Raw genomic sequence first — 25,834 nt, 5'->3', positions numbered from 1 at the left:
TATCCGCCGGGTGCACGCAGTGGCCCGGCGTTAAACTTGCTACCACCAGCATGAAGTGTTAAAACGTGCCCCTTCTAAAAAAGAGACAGGGGTAGGACGTGAAAGACGCGTCATCCGCTTCAGGCAACGGTAGCGCTGAAGCTTCGTCGGAACAGAACCCGACGCTGCAACGTGGTTTGCAAAATCGACATATTCAGTTAATTGCCCTTGGCGGCGCGATCGGTACCGGGCTGTTCCTGGGTATCGGCCCCGCCATTCAGATGGCTGGCCCGGCGGTCCTGCTGGGGTACGGTATCGCCGGGGTTATCGCCTTCCTGATCATGCGCCAGCTCGGCGAGATGGTCGTCGAAGAGCCGGTGTCAGGCTCGTTCGCTCACTTTGCCTATAAATACTGGGGCCCGTTTGCAGGCTTCCTCTCCGGCTGGAACTACTGGGTGATGTTTGTGCTAGTGGGAATGGCCGAACTGACCGCCGCAGGCATCTATATGCAGTACTGGCTGCCCGAGGTGCCAACGTGGGTCTGGGCTGCGGCCTTCTTTATTATCATCAACGCCGTTAACCTCGTGAACGTGCGCCTGTATGGTGAAACCGAGTTCTGGTTCGCGCTGATCAAGGTGCTGGCGATTATCGGCATGATCGGCTTTGGCCTGTGGCTGCTGTTCTCCGGCCACGGCGGCGAGCGGGCCACTATCGACAACCTCTGGCAGCACGGCGGCTTCCTGGCGACGGGCTGGAAGGGGCTGATCCTGTCGCTGGCGGTGATTATGTTCTCGTTCGGCGGGCTGGAGCTGATTGGGATCACCGCGGCCGAAGCGCGCGATCCGCATAAAAGCATTCCAAAAGCGGTTAACCAGGTGGTGTACCGTATTCTGCTGTTCTACATCGGCTCGCTGGTGGTACTGCTGGCGCTCTACCCGTGGGTGGAAGTGAAGTCCGACAGCAGTCCGTTTGTGATGATTTTCCACGATCTGAACAGCAACGTGGTGGCGTCGGCGCTGAACTTCGTCATTCTTGTGGCGTCGCTGTCGGTCTATAACAGCGGGGTTTACTCCAACAGCCGCATGCTGTTTGGCCTTTCGGTGCAGGGGAATGCGCCTAAATTCCTCACCCGCGTCAGCCGCCGCGGCGTGCCGGTCAACTCTCTGCTGCTTTCCGGGGCCATTACGTCGCTGGTGGTGCTGATCAACTACCTGCTGCCGAAATCCGCCTTTGGTCTGTTGATGGCGCTGGTTGTCGCCACGCTGCTGCTGAACTGGATCATGATCTGCCTGGCGCACCTGCGTTTTCGCGCCGCGATGCGCCGCAAGGGGCGTGAGACGCAGTTTAAGGCGCTGCTCTATCCGGCGGGGAACTATATCTGTATCGCGTTCCTGGCGATGATCCTGGTGCTGATGTGCACCATCGACGACATGCGTCTGTCCGCCATGCTGCTGCCGGTGTGGGTGGTGTTCCTGTTTATCGCGTTTAAGCTCTCTCGAAGGTAAAAGCAAAACGGCAACCTGGTTGCCGTTTTTAATGTTTGCCCCCTCTCCCTGTGGGAGAGGGCCGGGGTGAGGGCACCAGACCGCACCAAACCCGACCGCATCTGCCTTCACGCCCGGTGGCGCTGCGCTTACCGGGCCTACAAAACACTGCTTCATCTTTATCGTGACCCCCCTCCCAAATCTTCTACGATCCACAGGATCTTTATTTTGTAATCGATTACTTTTTGTTTGAACTGTTTTGTAATCGATTACTTTTGAGGGTGAGGCTTATCATGGTGTCAACAACTGAAAGTAGTGGAAAAGCGATAGCACCGCACCGGCTGCTGGTGCCGCGTCTGTCGCTGATGATGTTTCTGCAGTTTTTTATCTGGGGAAGCTGGTCGGTCACGCTGGGTCTGGTGATGACCCAGCACAACATGTCGTTGCTGATTGGCGATGCGTTCTCCGCCGGGCCTATCGCCTCTATTCTGTCGCCGTTTGTGCTCGGCATGCTGGTGGATCGCTTCTTCGCTTCGCAAAAGGTGATGGCGGTGATGCATCTGGCCGGGGCAGCAATCCTCTGGTTTGTGCCGGGCGCGCTGATTGCTGAAAACGGTGTGCTGCTGATCGGCCTGCTGTTTGGTTATACGCTCTGCTATATGCCGACGCTGGCGCTGACCAACAATATCGCCTTTCACAGCCTGGCGAACGTGGATAAAACCTTCCCGGTGGTGCGCGTGTTTGGCACTATCGGCTGGATTGTGGCGGGCATTTTCATCGGCGTCACCGGCGTGGCGGCAAGCGTCACCATCTTCCAGGTGGCGGCAATCAGCTCCGTGCTGCTGGCTCTCTACAGCCTGACGCTACCGCACACGCCTGCTCCCGCGAAAGGGCTGCCGGTGCAGGTTCGCGATCTCTTCTGCGCGGATGCCTTTGCGCTGCTTAAAACCCGCCACTTTTTCGTCTTTTCCGTCTGCGCGATGCTGATCTCCGTCCCGCTGGGGACCTACTACGCCTACACCGCTTCGTATCTGGCGGATGCGGGTATTGCGGATGTCAGTACCGCCATGTCGTTCGGGCAGATGTCTGAGATCGTCTTCATGCTGGTCATTCCGCTGCTGTTCCGCCGCCTGGGCGTGAAAATCATGTTGCTGATCGGCATGCTGGCGTGGTTTGTGCGCTACGCCATGTTTGCGCTGGGCGTGAGTGAAGAGGGGCGCATCCTGCTCTATCTCGGCATTCTGTTGCACGGCGTCTGCTACGATTTCTTCTTTGTCGTCGGCTTTATCTATACCGACCGGGTCGCAGGCGAAAAGGTCAAAGGTCAGGCGCAGAGCATGATCGTGATGTTCACCTACGGCATCGGCATGCTGCTTGGCTCGCAGATATCCGGCGCGCTCTATAACCGCCTGGTGGCCGGGCAGGCCGTTCCGCAGGCGTGGGTGACGTTCTGGTGGATCCCGGCGGTGGCTGCCGCGGCGATCGCGCTGATTTTCCTTCTCACGTTTAAGTATGACGATGACAAGGCGTAATGTTCTGGAGGTGGTATGAGAACGATTAAGGGACCGGGTATTTTTCTGTCGCAATTTATTGGTGTGAATGCACCGTTCAACACGCTCGACGGGCTGGCGGGCTGGGCGGCAGCGATGGGCTATAAGGCGGTGCAGATCCCCTGTAACCATCCGGCTATTTTTGATGTGCAGAAAGCGGCTGAAAGCCAGACCTATTGTGATGACATCACCGGCACGCTGTCGGAGCACGGGCTGGTGATCAGCGAGCTGTCGACCCATCTGGAAGGCCAGCTTGTGGCGGTAAACCCGGTGTACAGTGACGCGTTTGACCACTTCGCCCCTGCAGCCGTACGCGGCAATGACGCCGCCCGGCAGGCATGGGCCACAGAAAAACTGAAACAGGCCGCTGTGGCCTCGGCGAGATTAGGCCTGAAGGCGCACGCCACCTTCTCCGGCTCGCTGGCATGGCCGTTTTTCTACCCGTGGCCGCCGCACAATGAGCAGCGTTTTCAGGCGGCGTTCCAGGAACTGGCAACCCGCTGGCACCCGATTCTGGACGCCTTTGACGAGCAGGGCGTGAACGTCTGCTTTGAGCTGCATCCGGGGGAAGATCTGCACGATGGAGTGACCTTTGAGCGTTTTCTGGCGCTTGTTGATAACCACCCGCGCTGCAACATTCTCTACGACCCAAGCCATATGCTGCTCCAGCAGATGGACTACCTGACCTTTATCGACATCTACCATGCGCGTATTAAAGCGTTTCACGTGAAGGATGCCGAGTTTCGCCCCAACGGGCGCAGCGGCGTCTACGGTGGCTACCAGCCGTGGCTCAATCGGGCCGGGCGGTTCCGCTCACTGGGGGACGGGCAGATCGACTTCAAAGGCATCTTCAGCAAGCTGACCCAGTACGACTACGACGGCTGGGCGGTGCTGGAGTGGGAGTGCTGCCTGAAGGATGGTGATACCGGCGCGAGGGAAGGCAGCGAGTTTATCCGCCGTCACATCATTCCGGTCTCCGGGCGTGCGTTTGATGATTTTGCCGCAGGGGGTAACGATGATTAACGTCGGCATTATCGGCAGCGGGTTTATCGGCCCGGCGCATATCGAGGCGCTTCGGCGTCTCGGGTTTGTGCAGGTGGTGGCGCTCTGCGACGGTACGTTTGCCGAGGCGCAGGCAAAAGCGCGTCAGCTTAACGTGCCGCACGCCTTCGACAGCGTGGAGGCGTTGCTTGCACATCCGGATTTACACGTGGTGCACAACTGCACGCCAAACCATCTGCACGCGGAGATTAACCGCCAGATCCTGCGCGCGGGAAAGCACGTATTCTCCGAGAAGCCGCTGTGCATGACCCCGGACGAAGCGCGTGAGCTGGTAGCGCTGGCGGAGCAGGCAGGGGTGATCCACGGCGTCAGCTTTGTCTATCGCCAGTTTGCCATGGTGCGCCAGGCCGCAAGCATGATGAGGGCGGGTAGCATCGGGCGGATCTTCGCCGCGCACGGCAGCTATTTGCAGGACTGGATGCTGCTGGAAACGGACTACAACTGGCGGGTGGATGCGGCCCTGGGCGGTGCGTCGCGCGCGGTGGCGGATATCGGCTCGCACTGGTGCGACACGGTGCAGTTTGTTACCGGGCGGCGCATCATCGAGGTGATGGCCGATTTATCCATCGTCTGGCCGACGCGCAAGGCAAACGTGGCAGGCAATCACACCTTCACTCATGACGAAAACGCGCAGTATGAAGACAAGCGGGTCACCACCGAAGACGTTGGCTCAGTCCTGTTCCGCTTTGACGACGGCAGCAAAGGCTGCTTTAGCGTTTCGCAGGTGAGCGCCGGGCGCAAAAACCGTCTGACGTTTGAAATCAACGGCAGCGAACGGTCGGTGGCATGGGATCAGGAGGTGCCGCAACAGCTGTGGATTGGCCATCGTGCACAGGCCAATCAGACGCTCAGTGACGATCCGGGTCTGATGAACCACGATGTGGCCGACAGCGCTCACTTCCCCGGCGGACACATCGAAGGCTGGCCCGATGCGTTTAAAAACATGATGGCGCAGTTTTACCGTGCCGTGCAGGTCGGCGTGATGCCCGAACGGCCGGCGTTTGCGACGTTCCACGACGGGGCGAACGTGATGTATATCATTGATGCCATTGTGAAAAGCCATCAGCAGCAGCGCTGGGTTCGTGTGCAAGCGTAACGCGTTGCCCGGTTCGCCGGGCAACGAATTTATGGTAGCCTGCATAAAACGTTAACCGCAGGAAGTGCCGTCGCTATGTCAATTCAGAAAATCGCTCAGCTTGCCGGAGTGTCCGTGGCAACGGTCTCGCGCGTGCTTAACAACAGCGATACCGTGAAGGCGAAAAACCGCGAGCGCGTCCTGCAGGCCATCAAAGAGAGCAATTACCAGCCCAACCTGCTGGCACGCCAGCTGCGCACCGCGCGCAGCTATATGATCCTGGTGATGGTCTCGAATATCGCCAACCCGTTCTGTGCCGAAGTGGTGAAGGGCATTGAAGAGGAAGCCGAGAAGAACGGCTACCGTATTTTGCTGTGCAATTCCGGGTCTGATATCGAACGCTCCCGCTCGGGGTTAAGCCTGCTGTCGGGCAAAATCGTCGACGGCATTATCACCATGGATGCCTTCTCAAAATTGCCTGAACTTGCCGCCCTGATCGGCTCCGCGCCGTGGGTGCAGTGCGCCGAATACGCCGATGCCGGAACGGTCTCCTGCGTGGGCATCAATGATGTGGACGCGTCACAGCATGCCATCAGCCAGCTTGCCGACGGCGGACGCAAACGTATCGCGATGATCAATCACGATCTCAGCTACAAATATGCCCGCCTGCGCGAACGCGGTTACAAAAGCGTGCTCCACCTGCGGGATCTGGATTATCAGGTGGTGGAATATGCCCGCGATCTCAGCTCCAGCGCGGGCATGGCGGCGATGCAAAATCTGCTGAAGGACAACCCGCCGGACGCGGTATTTGCCGTGTCCGATACCCTTGCGGCAGGGGCGCTGCGGGCCATACAGCAGGCGGGGCTGCGCGTGCCGGAGGATATCGCGGTGGTAGGGTTTGACGGTACGGAGTTGGCGGAGATGATCTCGCTGACCACCATTGAACAGCCTTCGCGGGATATCGGGCGCAAGGCAGTCGATCTGCTGTTGAATAAAATCGACAACCCGGATGCGCCCACGGAGAGGGTGATGCTGGACTGGCGCTTTATTTCCCGCGCCAGTACCTGATTATTGTGCGATGCCGCCCGCCAGGGAGCGAATATCGTTCCCGGTGGGGGACTGATGAATACGCAGACCAAATTCATCCACCACGGCAAAAATATGGTCGAAGATGTCAGCCTGAATCTCTTCATATTCCGCCCAGACCACCGTGTTGGTGAAGGCATATATTTCAATCGGCAGACCATTTGCGTCAGGCGCCAGCTGGCGCACCATCAGCGTCATATCTTTACGAATACGCGGGTGGTTACGCAGATATTCATTCAGATAGGCGCGGAAGGTGCCGATATTGGTCATCTTGCGCAGGTTTAATACCGATTCCCCTTCACCGTTTTGCTGATTCCACAGGTTTATTTCCTCATGACGCGCGGCCAGATAAGGCTTAAGCAGTTTCGCCTGAATCAGCTTCTGCTGCTCCTGCTCGTCGAGGAAGTGAATGCTGGTGGTGTCGATATTCAGGCTGCGCTTAATGCGTCGCCCGCCGGAGGCAGACATGCCGCTCCAGTTGATGAACGCGTCGGAGACCAGCGCCCACGTCGGAATGGTGGTGATGGTGTTATCGAAGTTGCGGACTTTAACCGTGGTGAGACCAATGTCCGTCACCGTGCCGTTAGCGCCGTATTTCGGCATCTCCAGCCAGTCGCCGAGCTTGAGCATATCGTTAGCGGAGAGCTGAATACCGGCGACCAGCCCCAGAATCGGGTCTTTAAACACCAACATTAACACCGCCGCCATGGCCCCCAGGCCGCTTATCAGAATGGCGGGTGACTGGCCGATCAGCAGGGAGATGATTAAAATCCCCACCAGAATGGCGCTCACCAGCTTGATCCCCTGGAAGATCCCCTTCAGCGGCAGCTGTGAGGCGGTCGCCATTTTCTGCGACAGATTAAAAATCACGTCCAGCAGAGAGAAGAATGAGAGCAAGGCATACACCATCACCCACAGCTTCGCACAGGTGGTGAGCATTTCCGCTGCTTCGCTGCCTTTTTGCAGCCACAGTACCGCCTGAACGTTGACGATTATCCCCTGAAGGGTAAACGCCAGGCGGTGAAATAACTTGTTCTGAGTAATGATCTGCAACCATAAATGGCTGCTGGCCTGCGCACGTTTCTCAAAAGCGCGGAGCACCACTTTGTGCAGAATAAAATGAACAATGATGGCGGTAAGAAAAATAATACCAAAGATAATCACTAACGAGGTGGTGTGATTAATTTCAATCCCTAACTCTTCAACCTGAGCAATTAATTCCTGCATAACGTCTCCTGTATTGATGCAGCCCCATAATGGCGGCTGCGGATCTATTATGCAAATTCGCGGCTTATTTGGTGGCGTGGCAGGTTTTCACCACAGGCAGGCACAGACGATGGCGCATACGTAACGTTGCCAGCCCCAGCACGATCATCATGCCGGTTTCCACGGCGAGGAAGACGTTAATCGCCTGGGTGTAATCGCCGTGGTGATTTTGCAGCGCGTGTAGCAGTATCGCACCAAAAATCGCCGGGCCAAGCCCCAGGGCGGCCTGCTGCAGTGTACTTAAAATCGCGCTGGCCGCCCCGGCATCGTCAGGCTGAATGTCGCGCATCCCGATGCGGTAGAAGCTGTTGACGATCAGCGCCTGCCCATAGCCAACCAGCCCGGTTGCCGGTGCCAGCGTCAGCGCCGTGTTGTCCATGCCCCAGAGACGGAAGGTGGCAATCAGCGCCAGCAGGCCGATAATCTGAATCGCCAGCCCGGTCAGCAGAATCGAGCTGGTGCTGTAGCGGGCAATCAGACGCGGGGCAAACCATGCCGATATAAAGTAGGTCACCCCCAGGGCGATAAAACTGTTCCCCGACTGCCACGGCGCCATCCCCAGACCGGTTTGCATGGTCAGCGCCATACAGAACATAAACCCGGACCAGACGCTGAAAAAGAGCAGCGCAATCAGCACGCCAAAGCGGATGCTGCGAAGCTGCATCAGACGCGGCGGGATCAGCGGATGGGCATCCTCACGCTCTTTTTTACGGGCATTTAAGACCATCAGATACCCCAGCGGGATAATCGCCATCAGTGCGGCCTTCAGCGGCCAGGACCAGTGCCACTGCGGGCCGAGGGCCATCGGAAACAGCAGGCAGCAGAGAATGACGGCCAGCAGGACGGTGCCCGTCCAGTCAATGCGCGACGGGGTCTCGCGACGGGTTTCCGGCACATAGCGACGGCTCAAGCCCAGCACCACCAGACAAATGGGCACGTTGATAAAGAAGGCGTTACGCCAGCCCAGCCCGGCGATATCCGCCGACACCAGCCAGCCGCCGCCCATCTGCCCGACGATAAACGCAATGCCGCCGATACCGCCAAACAGGCTAATCGCTTTCGCATGGGCCGTGCCTTTTAGCGTCACGTGCAGCGTGGCGAGGATTTGCGGCACGATCAGCGCCGCTCCTGCGCCCTGAATGATGCGCGCGGCAAGCAGTTGCTCAATGGTTCCCGCCATTCCGCACAGCAGCGACGCCAGGCCAAAACTTGCCACGCCCCACATAAACAGACGACGGCGCCCGAGGTTATCCCCGAGCTTGCTGCCAAGGGCAAGGCAGACGGCGAAGGCCACGCCGTAGAGCGCGACAATCAGCTCCAGTTCGGTGGCGGTGGCGTGCAAGGAGTGGGTGATAGCGTCCAGCGCTACGTTGGTGATCGAGGTATCAATCAGCGGCAGCATCTGGCCGGTTAACAGCAATATCAGGCCTGCGCGACCCGGTGAAACAACTGACGTATTCATGGTAACTCCATTGCGTCATTCAACAGATGGTCGTAGCATCAACGATCTGATAAACGGGTACCAGTTCTTGCTTATACTGGTACTGGCACTACCATGCAGGGGGAGTTATGGCGCTGATGTCTGAACCTGTTGTCTCACTCAAGGACGACACGCGAAAACAGCTGGGGGCATTTTTACGCGCCCGGCGTGAGAGCCTTGATCCACAGCGTCTTGGATTGCCGCGCAGCGGCCGCCGTCGCACGCCGGGGCTGCGCCGTGAAGAGGTGGCTTTGCTGGCTGACGTGGGCGTGACCTGGTACACGTGGCTGGAGCAGGGCAGAGATGTTAATCCCTCCAGCACCGTGATGGCGGCAGTGGCAAAAGCGCTGCAATGCACCCCGACCGAGACGCGCCACCTTTTTGTGCTGGCCGGATTGCCGCCGGGCGAAGCGCCTCAGGCTACGGGCTGCGAGGGGATCAGCGAGGGCACGCGTCGCCTGCTTGATACCCTCATGCCGAAACCCGCCAGCATCCAGAAACCCAACTTCGATATCGTGGCGTGGAACGACAGCTTCGGGCACTTAATGGGCGTCGATTTCAATGCGATCCCGCCGGAAGATCGCAACTGTATTTATCTTTTCCTCACCCATCCCGCATGGCGTGCGCGGCTTGGCAAGCGTGACGACGTGCTGCCGATCTTTGTCTCCTATTTCCGCGCGGCGATGGCCGAGCACCGGGGCGATCCGCTGTGGGAAGCGAAACTGGCGCGTTTCTTTGCGGTGTCTGAAGAATTTAAAACCCTGTGGCATCAGCGCAATGACGTGCGCGGGGTGGAGAACCAGCTCAAGCTGTTTACCCATCCTGAGCTGGGCGAGTTTACCCTGCAGCAGATGTACTGGTACTCTGCACCGCGTAATGGATCGCGGCTACTGGTCTATCTGCCGGTGGATGACGCGGGGGAACGGGCGATGGAATGGCTGGCGGAGCAGGCAAAATGAAGGTAACCCGAAAACAGGAGCGGCTTTTGCGCCGCGCGCTCAACGAGTGGCAGCAGGAAGGCACATTAAGCGCTGACGAGCATCAGCGTCTGGCGGGCACCTTGACACGCGTCACCATGGACTGGCAGCGGCTCAGCCGCTATGCCTTCTGGACGGCGCTGGCCTGCGTGATCATCGCTATCGGCAGCCTGTTCTCCGACAGTGAACTGATGGCGCGCATTATCGCATTCTTCTCTTTCTCCTCCATCGCCCGCATCGGGCTACCTGCGCTGGTTGCCGTGCTGTTTTATCTGTGGGGCTTCAGCCGACAGCGGCGTGAAACGCAGTGGCATTACAGCACTGAAGCCATGCTTTTTCTCGGCGTGCTCTTTACCGCCATCGCGCTCTGGCAACTCGGGGAGCGGCTGGATAACGGCAGCGGCCATATCGCACCGCTGTTCCTGGCGGGATGTGCGGTTTATGGGCTGGTGGGCTTCTTTGGTCGCTCTGGCCTGGTGTGGCTGTTTTTCCTGCTCTCACTCGGTAACTGGTTTGGTGCGGAGACGGGCTATATGTCCGGCTGGGGCGCCTACTGGCTGGGAATGAACTACCCGGTACGCTTTATCTTCTTCGGCGGTGCGCTGCTGGCACTGTGCTGGCTGCTGCGCGGAAGGCTGCAGGCGCGCCATCTATACACGACCAGCAAAGCGATGGGGCTCACGTATCTGTTTGTCGCCCTGTGGATCATGTCGATTTTCGGCAACTACGATATCGATAACTGGTATGGCGTTACGCAGGCTTCGCTGCTGCCGTGGGCGCTGCTGTTCGCCGTGGCGGCGGTGCTCTGCATTTACATCAGCCTTAAAACCGACGACGGCATGCTGCGCGGTTTTGGCCTGACCTTCCTCGCCATTAACCTCTACACCCGCTATTTCGAATACTTCTGGGACGGCATGAACAAAGTGGTGTTCTTCCTGCTCCTCGCGGCGTCGCTGGCGGTGATTGGGCGCTATGCAGAACGAATCTGGCACGCCGGTAACCCGGCCAGGTAAGTTTTTTGCGAGAAGGATTCAGGGAATCGACGTGGACTCGGTTGATCCTGGCGCAAACGTGTAAGGTAAATCACGAAAGGTGAAATTAGCCTTTAATGCAAATTGCCTTATATGTTAATATCGTCAGGGATGAATAACCATGTTCAGACTTATCGTTCATCATGCGGTTCGGAAGGAGATCCTCGCATTGCCTGCGGTGGTACAGGCGAAGTTGATTCGCCAGCTAGATAAATTGCGTACTCATCCAACCGCATTGAGGGAGCCTGATAGCAAGCCGTTGCCACATGGCTTGTTTGAAATAAGAACAATTGGGCTGCTCCATAGTCGCGGAATTTATGTCTATCAACGGGAGAAGACCATTTTTCTGTTGCGGGTCTTTATTAAGAAGACGCAAAAAACCCCCTCCGCTGAAATCCGTCTGGCACTGAAGAGACAACAGGAGATGTTAGATGAGCAAGAAGATTATTAACTGGGACGAATTAAGAGCAGAGTTATTAAGTGATTCCGAGGTACAGGCATCTTTTGATGCGGAAGAGCGTAAAGCGCGTCTGCGTGACATGCTGGCGCAATGGCGAAACCAGGCCGGACTGACGCGTGCGCAGGTGGCAGAGAGGATGGGGGTTAGCGCGCCAACGGTTTCACGAATGGAAGCAAATATCACACGAGCCAGTCTGGATACCTTAACGCGTTATGCGTTGGTGTGTGGGGTAAAGCATCCGCAGATCACGCTTTATTAATAGCTGGCACGCCGGGATCCAGCGTGCCAGTACTGATTAGCACTCAGTCACAATCGTGCTCAGCGGCAGGCGAGATTTTGGCAGCGTGGCGTTGAAATCTTCCACGCTGTGATGCCCAACCGGCACCACCACCAGGCTGGTGAAACCTTTCTCTTTCAGGCCGAACTCTTCGTCGAGGATCGCGGCGTCGAAGCCTTCAATCGGTACCGCATCCAGGCCCAGTGCAGCCACGCCCAGCAGGAAGTTACCCACGTTCAGATAAACCTGTTTCGCCATCCACTGGTCGTCATCTTTCAGATCCACACGGTGCATGTCAGCGAAGTAGGTACGACCTTTATGGTTCGCCGCTTTGGCTTCTGGCGTGTTGAAACGGCCATCGGCCTCTTCCTGATCCACCACGCGTTCCAGCCAGGCATCGTCCATCGCGGTTTTTGCGCAGAACACCACCACGTGAGAAGCGTCCAGCATTTTGCGCTCGTTGAAGACGTAAGTGCCTGCGGCAGATTTCGCCACGCGAGCTTTACCTTCCTCGGTGCTGGCGACAATAAAGTGCCACGGCTGAGAGTTGGTGCTGGACGGGCTGTATTGCAGCAGGGTTTTGATCTTTTCCGCTTCGTCTGCGGTCAGTTTTTTAGCGGGGTCGAACGCCTTGGTGGAGTGGCGTTTCAGGGCGACAGAAATAATATCCATAACAACTCCTGGTAATGAAATTCGCCCGCACGCGGGCGCGAAAGGAGAGCAGATTACAGCGAGACGCGGAAAAAGATAAGTGCGATTCGAGCGCTTATACTGTTCGTCTCAGACGAACAATCAAACCGGTCTGATCCACTTCTGGTCTTTTTTCGGCAGCTTATCCACCACCAGATTCCACGAGTCATTGATGAGATCGGTCACCAGCTCTGGCGTAACGTCGTCGGTACCGTAGAGGGAAATCCAGTGTTTTTTATTGAGGTGATAGCCCGGTTCCACCCCGCGATAAATCTGCTGGTTTAACAGCGATTTTTCCGGGTCTGACTTCAGGCTGACGTGGGGCCGTCCATGTACGGTGGCCATCAGCATAAAAATTTTTCCGCCTATCTTAAACACATCGTATTCCGGCCCAAACGGCCAGCAATGTTCGGTGAAAGGCAGCTCCAGCGCCACGCGTTTGGCGTGCTCCTGCAGGGATTTACTGTCCATCGCTCTCTTCCTGGGCAAGCCCGCGCCACATAACCTCAAACCCGAGCGCTTTAAAATCGACGGCGCGGGAAGGATCTCGGGTGGCAAATTCCATTGTGGATTCGGCAAGCGATAAGAAAAGCGCATCGCCAAAGGTTTTAAACTCATCGGACATAAATACCTGGCGCACCGAGCGGCGGCAGAGTTCATGCAGCTCCGGGAACATCTCTTTCACCGCCAGTTCCGTTTCGGCGCTCAGCTTTTCACTCACGCCTATCTGGCGGATTGCCGCATGCGCAACGGGGTTACGAATCCCCCAGTCCACATAGCTGTTCCAGATGTTTCGCGTATGCTCTTTCGGTGTGGTAAGGCTGCGGTCCAGATTAGAGAGCATTGACTGACAGAGGTCCTGCTTGAGGTGCAGGTAGAGGGCATTCAGCAGATCGTCTTTGGTAGCAAAGTAGCGGAACAGGGTGCCTTCGGCGACGCCCGCTTTACGGGCAATTAACGCCGTTGAGGCGGCAATACCTGACTGCGCAAATGCCGCGGTTGCGGCGTCCAGTAAGGCCTGTTTTTTATCTTCACTCTTCGGACGTGCCACTAAATTTTTCCTCCTGTCAATTGTAAAAACCCTGATTGAAACACGTGCTTTGACCCGCTGCAACGCGGAATGTCAAAGATCGAAAACGTCTTGACGACTTTATCATCATATCTATAATGAGTGCTTACTCACTCATAATCAAGTTCAGCCCGCGCAAACCATCGGATGGGGCGCGTTTTCGGGTCAGGATATGAAAAAGTCCCTCTTCATCTGCGTGGTGTTTGTCATGATTATTGCTTCAGCCGCGAGTTTACCGTTTGTTCTGAATGCCGGATTTGGCCAGCCACCGCAGGGTGCGCAGCTCACGGAAGTGGAGGCCTCGCCGCAGTATCGCGACGGCAAATTCCACAATACGTTGCCCACGCCAGGCTATAACGGCGACAAAAATATGCTGGTGGCGATGTGGGAGTTCCTGACCAAAAAGACCGAAAACGCCCGTCCTGCACAGCCGCTGCCGCTGGTGAAAACCGATCTCGCAAGCCTGCCGCGGGAGCAGGAGACGCTGGTGTGGCTCGGTCACTCCTCCTGGTATATGCAGCTGGCGGGGAAACGGATCCTTATCGACCCCGTTCTCGGGAATTACGCCGCGCCGTTTTCATTCCTCAACAAAGCCTTCGCCGGGGAATATCCCTGGCAGGCGATCAGCATGCCGGAGATCGACCTGCTGATCATTTCGCACGATCACTACGATCACCTGGATTACGCCACCATCACGGCGCTGCTGCCAAAGGTGAAACGCGTGGTCACTCCGCTGGGCGTGGGATCGCACCTGCGTTACTGGGGAATGAAGCCGGAGATTATTGAAGAGCGCGACTGGAACCAGTCGGTGCGCATCAGCGAGGCGCTGACGGTACATGTACTGCCCGCGCGTCACTTCTCCGGGCGCGGCATCAAGCGCAATCAAACCCTGTGGGGCAGTTTTATGTTCGTTACGCCCGAACAGAAGATTTATTACAGCGGCGATTCAGGTTACGGGCCGCATTTTAAGGCCATCGGCGAGCAGTTTGGCGAAGTGGATTTAGCCATTATGGAAAACGGTCAGTACGACCAGGACTGGAAGTACATCCATATGCTGCCGGAAGAGACGGCGCAGGCCTCGGTGGATCTGAACGCGAAAGCCGTGGTGCCGGGACATAACGGGCGCTTCGTGCTGGCGAAACATACCTGGAACGATCCGCTGATCCAACTGGCAAAAGCCAGCAAGGACAAAAATTATCGGCTGTTGACACCCGCGCTGGGCGAGCCTGTCCGGGTGAGTGATCCCACGCAAACATTTCGTGAGTGGTGGGAATAATGATCAATCAGGAAGCTGAAGGGGAGAGCAGTATGACCATTTCCGCTCAAGTCATCGACACTATCGTCGAGTGGATCGACGATAACCTGCACCAGCCATTACGTATCGAAGAGATTGCCCGCCATGCGGGTTACTCGAAATGGCACCTGCAGCGGCTGTTTATGCAATACAAAGGGGAGAGTCTGGGGCGCTATATCCGTGAACGCAAGCTGCTGCTGGCGGCGCGGGATCTGCGCGAATCAGACGCCCGGGTATACGACATCTGCCTGCGTTACGGGTTTGACTCGCAGCAGACCTTCACTCGCATCTTCACCCGCACGTTCAACCAGCCGCCTGGGGCGTATCGTAAAGAGAACCACAGCAGGGCACACTGAGCTGTTTTACCCGGTGGCGGTTTCGCCTGACCGGGCCTGCATCACGCTTACGACGCCAGAGAAAACCAGCGGCGCCAGACGAAACGCAGCACGAAGAATTCGATGGCGCCGAGCAGTAAGAACCACACGCAGAACAGAATGGTGTAGAGCTGGTTAAGGTCGACCATGTGGAAGGTCTGAACCAGCTTCTGCGCCAGCACCAGCCCGAGAGAGGGTGCCGGTAGCAGCAGGCACGAAAGCAGGGCCAGCAATAAAATGCCGCCCGCAGTGAGCAGCGATTCTAACGGGTGTTTCATCGTAATGTTAATCGTCAGTTAAAAATGTCATTGTCCGGCATCCCGGAACGTAAAGCAATATAAACCCACCCACCCGGTTTCACTGAAATAATCACCGCTTATCAGCTTCTTATTCGTAAAATAAAAATAAATCCTCACGCGCGATTAAGACAATATCGCGTTATGTCAATTAATGTCTGGATTACGAAAATAATTTTACAAAGGAATAGGTGCTATATCCAATTAACGTTGCAATAACAATGGCTGCGATAATGTATAACGCCAGACGGCGTCCGCGATAAATACCAAACATGGTTCCTCCTCGTTTAAAGTTGGTTTAGAAATATTTTGTAAAAATTGGCTCATCGAAATAGTTTTATGCAGTTTTGAATAACCGAGAAGTCATTATATTGCGGTAGATCAATTTTACTCGCAAGACTTTAAAATGAATTTATTTTAGCCCGAAAGGAATTCAGGCTTCAGTTCACCGGATATTGAAGGAAAAATACGATGACCGAAAAAAAATTGTCCCCGAACGTGCCGCCTTCCGGCGGGCTGGCATACCAGCAGACCGTAGAGCAGGTGCTTGCGCACACCCAGAGCCAGGCCAGGGGTCTGGAGCGTGCAGAGGCGCAGGCGCGTATGCAAAAACATGGCCCGAATGCGCTGCCGGAGAAAAAAGGTAAACCCGCCTGGCTGCGTTTTTTAGCCCATTTTAATGATGTTCTGATTTATGTCCTGCTGGCCGCAGCCGTATTAACGGCAATAATGGGCCACTGGGTTGATACGCTGGTTATTTTAGGCGTGGCGGTGATCAATGCGTTAATTGGTCATATTCAGGAAAGCAACGCGGAAAAATCGTTGAAGAGTATTCGTAATATGCTCTCCAGCGAGGCGCGCGTTATTCGCGATGGCAACCATGAAACAATACCCACAACTGAAATAGTTCCGGGCGATATTATTGTTTTACGTGCGGGGGATCGTATTCCCGCAGATATGCGCTTAATCGAAGCACATAATTTACGCGTGGAAGAGGCGATTCTCACCGGCGAATCAACGGTGGTAGATAAACACACCAACCCGCTGAACGGTGAACTGCCGCTGGGCGATCGCACTAACCTGGTCTTCTCGGGCACCACCGTAAGTGCGGGTGGGGGGATCGGCGTGGTGATTGCCACCGGGCAGGAGACCGAGCTTGGCCACATCAACCAGATGATGGACGGGATTGAAAAACACCGCACGCCGTTGCTGGTACAGATGGACAAGCTGGGCAAGGCTATCTTCGCCATTATTCTGGCGATGATGGCTGCGCTGTTTATCTTCAGCCTGGTGTTCCGCGAGATCCCAATGGGCGAGCTGCTGCTCTCGCTGATTAGCCTGGCGGTGGCGTCCGTACCGGAAGGTCTGCCGGCGATTATCTCCATTATCCTCTCGCTGGGTGTGCAGGCGATGGCGCGCAAGCGGGCGATTATCCGCAAGCTGCCAACGGTTGAAACCCTGGGGGCGATGACCGTGGTCTGCTCGGATAAAACCGGCACCCTGACCATGAACGAAATGACGGTGAAGGCCATCATCACCGCTGACGCCTGCTACCGCGTGGACGGCAACAGCTACGAGCCGGTGGGCAACATTTACCTGGAAGGCAGCGACGAGCCGATGCAGATCCAGCCGGACACCGTGCTGGAGCAGTACCTGCGCACCATCGACCTGTGCAACGACAGCCAGCTGATTCAGGACGAGCGTGGCCTGTGGGGCATCACCGGTGGGCCGACCGAAGGCGCGCTGAAGGTGCTGGCGGCGAAAGCCCACCTCGCGCCGGTGATGACCACGTTGATTAACAAAATCCCGTTCGACTCTCAGTACAAGTACATGAGCACCCACTACCAGATTGGCAGTGAGGAGCAGATCCTGATCACCGGCGCGCCGGATGTGATTTTCGCCCTCTGCGCACAGCAGCAGACCCGCAACGGTGCGCAGGCGTTTGACCGTGCGTACTGGGAAAGCGAGATGGAGCGCTATGCGCGCCAGGGGCTGCGTATGGTGGCCGCGGCGTTCAAACCGGCAAACGGCGAGCAGGCGCTGACGCATGACGATCTCAGCCACGGTCTGATCTTCCTCGGTATCGCCGGGATGATGGATCCACCGCGCCCGGAAGCCATTGACGCCATTAACGCCTGCCAGCAGGCGGGGATCCGCGTGAAGATGATCACCGGCGATCACCCGCAGACGGCAATGAGCATTGGCCAGATGCTGGGGATCACCAACAGCGAGCAGGCGGTGACCGGCTACCAGCTGGAGAAGATGGATGACACCGAGCTGGCGGACGCGGCGGTGAAGTATGACATCTTCGCCCGTACCAGCCCGGAGCATAAGCTGCGCCTGGTGAAAGCGCTGCAGGACAAAGGCGAGATCGTCGGCATGACCGGCGACGGCGTGAACGATGCCCCGGCGCTGCGTCAGGCGGACGTGGGTATTGCGATGGGCATCAAAGGCACGGAAGTGACCAAAGAGGCGGCGGACATGGTCCTGACGGACGATAACTTCGCCACCATTGCCAGCGCGGTAAAAGAGGGGCGTCGTGTCTACGACAACCTGAAGAAAACCATTCTGTTCATCATGCCAACTAACCTGGCGCAGGGGCTATTGATTGTGATTGCGTTGCTGGCGGGGAATATCATTCCGCTGACGCCGGTACTGATTCTGTGGATGAACATGGCAACCTCCGCCACGCTCTCCTTCGGCCTGGCGTTTGAAGCCGCCGAGCGCAACATCATGCGCCGTCCGCCGCGTCAGACCGGGCAGCACGTGATGGACGCGTACGCCGTGTGGCGCGTGGCCTTTGTGGGCACCATGATTGCCATCGCCGCCTTTGCGCTGGAAGCCCTGCTGGCCCCGCGCGGTCACAGCGCGGAGTTCATCCGCACCGTGCTGCTGCAGATGCTGGTCTGCGCCCAGTGGGTGTACATGATTAACTGCCGCAACACCGAAGGGTTCTCCCTGAACCGCGGCCTGCTGGCAAACAAAGGGATCTGGCTGGTTACCGGCGTGCTGTTCCTGCTCCAGGCGGCCATCATCTACCTGCCGTTTATGCAGATGCTGTTCGGGACGGAAGCGCTGCCGCTGCGCTACTGGTTCGTAACGCTTGCGGTAGCGGGAGTGATGTTCTTCGTCGTCGAAATCGAGAAGCGACTCACCCGCAGGTTCCGTAAGGCTGCATAACCTTTTGCCCTCACCCTAACCCTCTCCCACCGGGAGAGGGGACCCTGACCTCCCTCTCCCGGTGGGAGAGGGCCGGGGTGAGGGCAACAACCCTGAGGTACTCCCATGAAATTCCCACTCCTGTTCGCACTGTTTACCTTCACCCTGCCACCTGCCTTTGCCGCCGCCATTCCTGTTCGCGTTGCCACCGTGGAACAAACTACCCACGCTGCTGAGCGCCAGATCCCGGGCCGCATCGAGGCGATTCACACCGTTGAGTTGCGAGCACGCACGGAAGGCGTGATAACCAAAATCAACTTCCGCGACGGGCAATATGTGAAAAAAGGCGACGTGCTGTTCGAACTGGATGATGCCGAGCCGCGTGCTGCCGTGCGTCTGGCTCAGGCCGAGGTGACGAGCGCCGAAGCCACGCTGCGGCAGGCGCAGCAGCAGCTCTCCCGTTTTGAAAGCCTGGGCAACAACAACGCCATCAGCCGCCACGATGTGGATAACGCCCGTATGCAGCGCGATGTCGCCCGCGCCGCGCTGGAACAGGCGAAAGCCCGGCTGGAAACCCGCAACGTGACGCTGGGGTACACGCGCATCACATCACCGATTGCCGGGCGCGTGGGGCACAGCAACTTCCACGTCGGCAGCCTGGTCAACCCCGCAAGCGGTGTACTGGTGGATGTGGTGCAGCTGGATCCGATCCGCATTGCTTTTGCGCTGGAAGAGGGCGCGTTTGCCGCTAAAGTCGGCAAGCATACCGATCTCCGCGCCATGAAGCAGGCCTGGCAGGCGTTAATTGACAGCAACGGCCAGCGCATCGTCGGCGAGCTGACGTCGGTGGACAACCGCATCGACCCGCGCACCGCCAGCGTGATGCTGCGCGCCGAATTCGCCAATCCACGCCATCAGCTGCTGCCCGGCGGCAATGTGAATGTTTTTCTGCGGCCCGCCAGCGCAACGCCGGTTATGACGCTGCCCGCCGCTGCCGTACAGCAGAATGACGACGGTTTCTTCGCCTGGGTGGTCAACGCCGACGGCAAGGCGGAAAAACGTCCGCTGACGGTCGCCGGACAGATCGGGCAGCAGTTCCAGATCGCCTCTGGCGTACAGCCTGGTGAGCGAGCGATCGCTGACGGCGTGCAGCGTGTTCAGCCCGGCGCTGCCGTCCAGATACTGAATTAAGGAGCCATCATGCTGACGTTTTTCATCAAACGCCCGCGCTTTGCGATGGTGATTGCGCTGGTCATTACCCTGTTGGGGGCTATCGCGCTGAAGCTGATCCCGGTGGAGCAGTATCCGCAGATCACGCCGCCGGTCGTGAATGTGTCAGCGTCATGGCCGGGGGCCAGCGCGGCTGACGTGGCCGAGGCCATCGCCACGCCGCTGGAGACCCAGCTTAACGGCGTGGATCACATGCTGTATATGGAGTCCACCAGTTCGGATGAAGGCACCTACAGCCTGAACATCACGTTTGCTGCCGGGACAGACCCGGATCTGGCCGCCATCGACGTGCAAAACCGCGTGTCGCAGGCCACGGCACAGCTACCGGCCGAGGCACAGCAAAACGGCGTGCAGGTGCGCAAGCGCGCCACCAATCTGATGATGGGGGTAAGTCTTTACTCACCGCAAAACACCCACACGCCGCTGTTTGTCAGCAACTACGCCAGCACTCAGGTGCGCGAGGCGCTGTCCCGTTTGCCCGGCGTCGGCCAGGTACAGATGTTTGGTGCGCGCGACTACAGCATGCGCATCTGGCTGCGGCCCGATCGCATGAACGCGCTCAACGTCACCACCGACGACGTGGCGCAGGCGCTGCGCGAGCAGAACGTGCAGGGCGCGGCAGGCCAGGTCGGTACACCACCGGTCTTTAACGGCCAGCAGCAGACCCTGACCATCAACGGGCTGGGGCGCTTAAACCAGGCAGAAGAGTTTGCCAACATCATCATCCGCGCGGGCGAGATGGGGCAACTGGTACGCCTGCAGGACGTTGCCACCATCGAACTTGGCTCGCGCAGCTACAGCTCCGGCGCGCAGTTGAACGGACATGACTCCGCCTACCTTGGTATTTACCCCACTCCGTCTGCTAACGCCCTGCGCGTCGCCGGGGCGGTGCGTGCAGAGCTGGAGCGTCTCTCGACGCGCTTCCCGGACGACCTGGTTTATGAGGTGAAATTCGACACCACCACCTTCGTGGCTGCCACCATTAAAGAGATTGGCGTCTCCCTGGCGCTGACGATGCTGGCGGTTGTGGTGGTCGTTTCCCTGTTCCTGCAGAGCTGGCGCGCCACGCTGATTGTCGCCCTTGCCATTCCGGTGTCGCTGGTGGGCACCTTTGCGGTGCTTTACACGCTTGGCTATTCCGCCAACACGCTCAGCCTGTTCGCCATTATTCTGGCGCTGACCATGGTGGTGGATGACGCCATCGTGGTGGTGGAGAGCGTCGAAACGCTGATGGCGGAAGGGCAGAGCCGGACTGCGGCGACAGCGCTGGCGCTGCGCCAGATTGCCGGGCCGGTGATCGCGACGACGCTGGTGCTGCTGGCGGTATTCGTGCCGGTGGCGCTGCTGCCGGGGATTGTCGGCGAGCTGTACCGCCAGTTTGCGGTCACGCTCTCCACCGCCGTAACGCTCTCAAGCCTGGTGGCGCTGACGCTGACGCCCGCGCTGTGTGCGCTGCTGCTGCGTCCGCGTCCGGCGCAGCCCGCGGCGATTTTCCGCGGCTTCAACCGGGGGCTGGAGGCCACGCGTAGCCTCTACTCCCGCATGGTGAGTATATTCACCCTTCGTCCGTGGCTGGCACTACTGGCCACCGCAGGCGCGGCGGCTGTGGTGGTGTTCAGCTTTATGTCGATGCCTAAAGGCTTCCTGCCGCAGGAAGATCAGGGCTACTTCTTCGCCAGCGTTCAGCTGCCGGAAGCGGCATCGCTGGAGCGCACCGAGGCGGTGATGGCTACGGCACGCGAATTAATTGCTAAACATCCGGCGGTGGAAGACGTGATTCAGGTCTCCGGGTTTAACATCCTCAACGGCACCAGCGCCTCCAACGGCGGGTTTATCTCCATCATGCTGAAGGACTGGAGCGAGCGTCCGCCGCTGGATGAAGTGATGGGTACCCTTCAGCGCCAACTGCTGGCGCTGCCGGAAGCAACCATCATGACCTTTGCCCCGCCGACGCTGCCGGGGCTGGGCAATGCTTCCGGCTTCGACCTGCGTATTCAGGCGCAGGCGGGGCAGAGTCCGGCGGAGCTGGAGCGCATCACCCGCGAGGTGCTGGTGAAAGCCAACCAGCATCCGCAGCTGAGCCGCGTATTCACCACCTGGAGCAGCAACGTGCCGCAGCTGACGCTGACCGTTGACCGCGAGCGCGCGGCGCGTCTCGACGTACCGGTGTCACGCATCTTCAGCAGCCTGCAGACCGCATTTGGCGGCACGCGTGCCGGCGATTTCAGCGTCAACAACCGCGTCTACCACGTGGTGATGCAAAATGAGATGCAGTGGCGCGAGCGCGCCGGGCAAATCAGCGAGCTGTTTGTGCGCAGCAACAACGGTGAGCGGGTGCGCCTGAGTAATCTCGTGACCATCACGCCCACCGTTGGCGCGCCGTTCCTGCAGCAGTACAACCAGTTTCCGTCGGTGTCGGTGAGCGGTTCCGCGGCGGAAGGGGTGAGCAGCAGCACCGCGATGGCGGTGATGGGCGAAATTCTGGCAGAAAACCTGCCAGCCGGCTACGACTATGCCTGGAGCGGCATGTCGTATCAGGAGCAGCAGACCGGCAATCAGGCGATATGGATTGTGCTTGCGGCGGTGGTGATGGCGTGGCTGTTCCTCGTTGCCCAGTACGAGAGCTGGACGCTTCCGGCGAGCGTAATGCTCTCGGTGCTGTTCGCCATCGGCGGGGCGCTGGTCTGGCTGTGGATAGCCGGCTACGCCAACGACGTGTATGTGCAGATTGGCCTGGTGTTGCTGATAGCCCTTGCTGCCAAGAACGCGATCCTTATCGTCGAGTTTGCCCGCGCGCGGCGCATGGAGGGGATAGCGATTGTCGATGCGGCTCGCGAGGGGGCATCACGCCGCTTCCGTGCGGTAATGATGACGGCGGTATCGTTCATTATTGGCGTCCTGCCAATGATGCTGGCGACCGGGGCGGGTGCCCAAAGCCGTCGCATCATTGGTACTACGGTATTCAGCGGTATGCTGGTGGCGACCGTGGTGGGGATCCTGTTCATCCCCGCACTGTTTGTGCTGTTCCAGCGCCTGCGCGAGTGGGGGCACGGCCTTACGGACTCGTCGCCCACAGCTCGCAGTGCTTCTGAACCAGAGAAATAAGCGAGCCGCCGTCGGCGATAAAGTCCCGCATGCGCTGCGCCTCGCTCTTGCCCTGCTTTAACAGCAGGGCAAGTTCCTTAATCGCGCTCGTCGCGCCGAGTTTCTCGGCCGATGGCGCAACCTGCTCCAGCAGCCAGGCAAGATCTTCCGCCACCGTCTTATGCTCGCCGGTATGCACGTCCGTCAGTATGCCCTCAAGCCCGTAGCGACACGCCTGAAAACGGTTAAAGCGATACAGCAGAAAATCCCTCTCCTGATGCTTATACGGCCGGGTGGTCAGCAGCCAGTGGGATGTCGCCTGGATCAGCCCGGCGATATTGATCGCATGGCCGAGCGTCAGCGGCGTATCCATCACCCGCACCTCAACGGTGCCAAAATGTGGGCTGGGGCGGATGTCCCAGTGCAGATCTTTAATGCTGTCGATCATGCTGGTTGAGCTCAGGCGGCGAAACAGCCCCTCGAACTCCTGCCAGTTGTTGACCCACGGCATCTGCCCGTTATCCGGGAACCCGGAAAAGATATTGAGTCGCGAGGAGGCAAACTTCGTGTCCGTGCCCTGCATGTAGGGTGATGCGGCGGCCAGGGCGATAAAGTGCGGGACAAAGCGTGACAGGCCATGCAGCAGATAAATCGCGTCATCGCCGGTCCGGCACCCGACATGCACGTGCTGGCCAAACACCGTCGCCTGTAAAATCAGATAGCCAAAGCGCTCCAGCGTGATGTTGTAGCGCTCGTCATCGCACACCTCCTGCCGCTGCCACTTCTGGAACGGATGCGTCCCGCCGCCGCAGATCTGAATATGATGCTCCGCCGCCGCCCGCAAAATGCTCTGCTGCATCATGGAGAACTGTGCCGCCGCCTGATCGATGTTCTGGCACACACCGGTGGCAATCTCAAGCATGCTTTCGGTGATATCGTGTTTAACTTCACCGCCTTTGATGTCGTCTTTAACGGCGGCGATAAGCGCGGAAGAGTCCTGGCTCAGATCGTATCCCGGTGGGTTAACCACCTGCAGCTCGAGTTCGATGCCAAGGGTATAGGGTTCAGAGGATTTGAAATCGGGTAAAGGCATGGCGTACTCCGTTGTCTGTCGTGTGTTGAGTATAGACAACGACGTGGCGCTCACTTTTTACAGTGGTATAACTGTTAGCAGGCTTAGCGAAAAGGGGAGTTAACCATGTCTGACAATCCAGTGATTGCGCTGATTGGTCCTGGTGCAATTGGTACCACTATCGCCGCGGTGCTACATGACGCTGGCCGCACGCCGCAGTTGTGCGGACGCACCGCACATCCTGAACTGCGTCTGCGCGACGACGAAGGTGAAACGGTCGTGCCGGGTCCGGTATTAACCGACCCGTCTGTCGTCACGCGTCCCGCCGATCTGGTTTTTGTGGCGGTGAAAACGACTCAGAACGCCGACAGCGCCGGGTGGCTGCGCGCCCTGTGCGATGAAAACACGGTGGTCTGCGCCCTGCAAAACGGCGTGGAGCAGAAAGCCCAATTGGAGCCGTGGGTTAATGGCGCAACGGTGCTGCCGTCGGTGGTCTGGTTCCCGGCGCAGCGTGAGCCGGATGCGTCGGTCTGGTTGCGTGCCAAACCGCGCCTGACGCTGCCGGACGTTCCGCAGGCAAAACGGGTGGTAGACGCGTTGCAGGGCACACGCTGTGCGGTTGAGCTGTCGGCTGATTTCGCCACTGTCGCCTGGCGCAAGCTGCTGCAAAACGCGGTGGCCGGGCTAATGGTGCTGGCCAACCGTCGTGCCGGGATGTTTTCGCGCGAGGACATCAGCGCGCTGGGGCTGGCGTATCTGCGCGAAGGCCTTGCTGTCGCCCGTGCCGAGGGGGCAGCGCTCAATGATGACGTTGCGCAGGAGATCCTGGCGAACTTCCAGCGCGCCCCGGCCGATTTAGGCACCTCGATCCTTGCCGACCGTCAGGCCAACCGCCCACTGGAGTGGGATATCCGCAACGGCGTGATCCAGCGCTATGGCCGCGCGCACGGTATTCCGGTGCCCATCAGCGATGTGATAGTGCCGCTGCTGGCGGCGGGGAGCGAGGGGCCGGGCTAACGGCCACTGTTTTTCCGTTCGGCAAAGTAGTGCGCGGGCGTGGTGCCCATTGCTTTGCGAAACATGGTGATAAACGCATTCACGGATTCATACCCGAGTTTTGTTGCCACATTCTGCACCGGGGCACCGCTCGCCAGCTCCTGCAGGGCGATAATCAGGTGCAACTGCTGCCGCCATCGCCCAAAGCTCAGCCCGGTCTCGCGCTGCATCAGACGCGCAAAGGATCGTTCGCTGAGCGCCAGCCGTTTGGCCCAGTCTTTCAGGGTGCTTCTGTCCTCAGGGTGGCTGACCAGCGCGTCGGCCATCGCGCGTATTTTGGGATGCGCCGAAACCGGCAGGCTCAGCTTTTGCTGCGGCATGCTGACCAGTTCATCAAGCGTTACCCGGGTGAGTCTTGCCGCGTGGCTGTCCGGCGGATAATCAACCTCTTCGCGGGTTAAACGGTCAACCAGTTCCTTAATCAACGGCGAAATCGCCAGGATGCAGCATCGCGCCGGGAGCGCCGCGGCACCGGGCTCAATAAACAGATAGTTGAGATGGGCGTTCCAGGTCGCTTTGGCACTATGCGGAATGCCACCGGGGATCCAGACCGCGCAGTCTGGCGGCACGATCCAGATATCGTTTTCTGCATAACAACTGACCGCGCCATAGCGGGCAATAATCAGCTGCCCCTTGCGGTGGATGTGTACCGGCACTTCTGCAGCGTAGTCCACGAAGTCCAGATGACGCGCCACGGCAGGAGAGGCTGTGGCGTCAGGGTCATAGAGCGTATTAGCAAGTTGAGGTTTCATGCTTATGGCAATATTTAGGTATTTTTTGACA

Annotated in this window: 23 protein-coding genes; 15 read left to right on the top strand and 8 right to left on the bottom strand. The window is 58.3% G+C overall.

The window, feature by feature from the left end; all coding sequences use genetic code 11:
• Positions 1-98: 98 nt before the first annotated feature.
• The 5 genes from pheP to EQV24_RS10425 all read left to right on the top strand — a co-directional run bounded on the left by pheP (position 99) and on the right by EQV24_RS10425 (position 6,218).
• Positions 99-1,484 carry a phenylalanine transporter gene (gene pheP, locus EQV24_RS10445; protein WP_100168689.1) on the top strand — a complete coding sequence of 462 codons (1,386 nt, stop codon included), beginning with the start codon at positions 99-101 and terminating at the stop codon, positions 1,482-1,484.
• A 272-nt stretch (positions 1,485-1,756) separates the two neighbouring features.
• On the top strand, positions 1,757-2,995 hold the full coding sequence (locus tag EQV24_RS10440) for an MFS transporter (protein WP_130626549.1): 1,239 nt from the start codon (positions 1,757-1,759) through the stop codon (positions 2,993-2,995).
• Positions 2,996-3,010: 15 nt separating this feature from the next.
• A complete protein-coding gene (locus tag EQV24_RS10435) occupies positions 3,011-4,036 on the top strand; it encodes a sugar phosphate isomerase/epimerase (RefSeq protein WP_130626548.1) in 1,026 nt (341 codons plus the stop codon).
• Positions 4,029-5,171 carry a Gfo/Idh/MocA family oxidoreductase gene (locus EQV24_RS10430; protein ID WP_130626547.1) on the top strand — a complete coding sequence of 381 codons (1,143 nt, stop codon included), beginning with the start codon at positions 4,029-4,031 and terminating at the stop codon, positions 5,169-5,171. Before EQV24_RS10435 ends, EQV24_RS10430 begins: the two co-directional genes overlap by 8 nt.
• Before the next feature lie 75 nt (positions 5,172-5,246).
• A complete protein-coding gene (locus tag EQV24_RS10425; RefSeq protein ID WP_130626546.1) occupies positions 5,247-6,218 on the top strand; it encodes a LacI family DNA-binding transcriptional regulator in 972 nt (323 codons plus the stop codon).
• Here the strand turns inward: EQV24_RS10425 and EQV24_RS10420 are convergent, their stop codons facing one another.
• Together EQV24_RS10420 and EQV24_RS10415 are read right to left on the bottom strand one after the other, a co-directional pair.
• Entirely contained in the window at positions 6,219-7,463 is a 1,245-nt protein-coding gene (locus EQV24_RS10420; RefSeq protein ID WP_020689363.1) for a mechanosensitive ion channel family protein, read from the bottom strand.
• A 64-nt stretch (positions 7,464-7,527) separates the two neighbouring features.
• The gene (locus EQV24_RS10415; RefSeq protein ID WP_029882609.1) at positions 7,528-8,964 is read right to left on the bottom strand and encodes an MFS transporter; all 1,437 of its coding nucleotides are present in this window, start codon (positions 8,962-8,964) and stop codon (positions 7,528-7,530) included.
• Positions 8,965-9,071: 107 nt separating this feature from the next.
• Here EQV24_RS10415 and EQV24_RS10410 point away from each other — a divergent pair, with 107 nt between their 5' ends.
• The 4 genes from EQV24_RS10410 (at position 9,072) to EQV24_RS10395 (ending at position 11,709) form a co-directional block, all read left to right on the top strand.
• On the top strand, positions 9,072-9,941 hold the full coding sequence (locus EQV24_RS10410) for a helix-turn-helix transcriptional regulator (RefSeq protein ID WP_013097685.1): 870 nt from the start codon (positions 9,072-9,074) through the stop codon (positions 9,939-9,941).
• Positions 9,938-10,972, top strand: a complete 1,035-nt coding sequence (locus EQV24_RS10405) for a hypothetical protein (RefSeq protein WP_044158814.1) — start codon at positions 9,938-9,940, stop codon at positions 10,970-10,972. The genes EQV24_RS10410 and EQV24_RS10405 overlap by 4 nt, the downstream gene beginning before the upstream one ends.
• 139 nt (positions 10,973-11,111) lie before the next feature.
• Positions 11,112-11,441, top strand: a complete 330-nt coding sequence (locus tag EQV24_RS10400; RefSeq protein ID WP_130626545.1) for a type II toxin-antitoxin system RelE/ParE family toxin — start codon at positions 11,112-11,114, stop codon at positions 11,439-11,441.
• On the top strand, positions 11,422-11,709 hold the full coding sequence (locus EQV24_RS10395; RefSeq protein ID WP_013097683.1) for a helix-turn-helix transcriptional regulator: 288 nt from the start codon (positions 11,422-11,424) through the stop codon (positions 11,707-11,709). Before EQV24_RS10400 ends, EQV24_RS10395 begins: the two co-directional genes overlap by 20 nt.
• Before the next feature lie 36 nt (positions 11,710-11,745).
• Here EQV24_RS10395 and nfsB read toward each other — a convergent pair whose 3' ends face one another.
• The 3 genes from nfsB to EQV24_RS10380 form a co-directional block, all read right to left on the bottom strand.
• Positions 11,746-12,399: an oxygen-insensitive NAD(P)H nitroreductase gene (gene nfsB / locus EQV24_RS10390; protein ID WP_013097682.1), complete on the bottom strand. Its 654-nt coding sequence runs from the start codon at positions 12,397-12,399 to the stop codon at positions 11,746-11,748.
• A 120-nt stretch (positions 12,400-12,519) separates the two neighbouring features.
• The gene (locus EQV24_RS10385) at positions 12,520-12,888 is read right to left on the bottom strand and encodes an MmcQ/YjbR family DNA-binding protein (protein WP_062856610.1); all 369 of its coding nucleotides are present in this window, start codon (positions 12,886-12,888) and stop codon (positions 12,520-12,522) included.
• Complete coding sequence (locus EQV24_RS10380; RefSeq protein WP_013097680.1) at positions 12,878-13,468, bottom strand: TetR/AcrR family transcriptional regulator; 591 nt, start codon at positions 13,466-13,468, stop codon at positions 12,878-12,880. Before EQV24_RS10380 ends, EQV24_RS10385 begins: the two co-directional genes overlap by 11 nt.
• 190 nt (positions 13,469-13,658) lie before the next feature.
• On the opposite strand from EQV24_RS10380, the gene EQV24_RS10375 reads away from it, so the two are divergent.
• Together EQV24_RS10375 and EQV24_RS10370 are read left to right on the top strand one after the other, a co-directional pair.
• Positions 13,659-14,762: an MBL fold metallo-hydrolase gene (locus tag EQV24_RS10375; protein WP_130626544.1), complete on the top strand. Its 1,104-nt coding sequence runs from the start codon at positions 13,659-13,661 to the stop codon at positions 14,760-14,762.
• 32 nt (positions 14,763-14,794) lie between these two features.
• Positions 14,795-15,136 (top strand): RamA family antibiotic efflux transcriptional regulator, encoded by a 342-nt coding sequence (locus EQV24_RS10370; RefSeq protein WP_014830972.1) that lies wholly within the window; start codon positions 14,795-14,797, stop codon positions 15,134-15,136.
• Positions 15,137-15,183: 47 nt separating this feature from the next.
• On the opposite strand, the gene EQV24_RS10365 is transcribed toward EQV24_RS10370, so the two are convergent.
• Complete coding sequence (locus EQV24_RS10365) at positions 15,184-15,432, bottom strand: DUF1158 domain-containing protein (RefSeq protein WP_013097677.1); 249 nt, start codon at positions 15,430-15,432, stop codon at positions 15,184-15,186.
• Positions 15,433-15,921: 489 nt separating this feature from the next.
• Here EQV24_RS10365 and EQV24_RS10360 point away from each other — a divergent pair, with 489 nt between their 5' ends.
• From EQV24_RS10360 to EQV24_RS10350, 3 genes are all read left to right on the top strand, one after another.
• Entirely contained in the window at positions 15,922-18,630 is a 2,709-nt protein-coding gene (locus EQV24_RS10360) for a cation-transporting P-type ATPase (protein ID WP_129327636.1), read from the top strand.
• Between the two features lie 105 nt (positions 18,631-18,735).
• The gene (locus EQV24_RS10355) at positions 18,736-19,800 is read left to right on the top strand and encodes an efflux RND transporter periplasmic adaptor subunit (protein ID WP_130626543.1); all 1,065 of its coding nucleotides are present in this window, start codon (positions 18,736-18,738) and stop codon (positions 19,798-19,800) included.
• 9 nt (positions 19,801-19,809) lie between these two features.
• Positions 19,810-22,944 (top strand): efflux RND transporter permease subunit, encoded by a 3,135-nt coding sequence (locus tag EQV24_RS10350; RefSeq protein ID WP_130626542.1) that lies wholly within the window; start codon positions 19,810-19,812, stop codon positions 22,942-22,944.
• Here EQV24_RS10350 and EQV24_RS10345 read toward each other — a convergent pair.
• On the bottom strand, positions 22,895-24,016 hold the full coding sequence (locus tag EQV24_RS10345) for a YbdK family carboxylate-amine ligase (protein WP_023620415.1): 1,122 nt from the start codon (positions 24,014-24,016) through the stop codon (positions 22,895-22,897). The two genes, EQV24_RS10350 and EQV24_RS10345, sit on opposite strands and share 50 nt — an antisense overlap.
• A 105-nt stretch (positions 24,017-24,121) precedes the next feature.
• Between EQV24_RS10345 and EQV24_RS10340 the strand changes: the two genes are divergently transcribed.
• Complete coding sequence (locus EQV24_RS10340) at positions 24,122-25,012, top strand: oxidoreductase (protein WP_038418860.1); 891 nt, start codon at positions 24,122-24,124, stop codon at positions 25,010-25,012.
• Here EQV24_RS10340 and EQV24_RS10335 read toward each other — a convergent pair.
• Positions 25,009-25,803: a helix-turn-helix transcriptional regulator gene (locus tag EQV24_RS10335; protein ID WP_058661403.1), complete on the bottom strand. Its 795-nt coding sequence runs from the start codon at positions 25,801-25,803 to the stop codon at positions 25,009-25,011. The two genes, EQV24_RS10340 and EQV24_RS10335, sit on opposite strands and share 4 nt — an antisense overlap.
• Between the last annotated feature and the right edge of the window lie 31 nt (positions 25,804-25,834).

Origin of the sequence: Enterobacter sp. A8 (assembly GCF_004296595.1) — a bacterium.
In the GTDB taxonomy this organism is placed as follows: Bacteria; Pseudomonadota; Gammaproteobacteria; order Enterobacterales; family Enterobacteriaceae; genus Enterobacter; species Enterobacter cloacae.
This window is presented reverse-complemented; position numbering and strand designations above follow the sequence as displayed.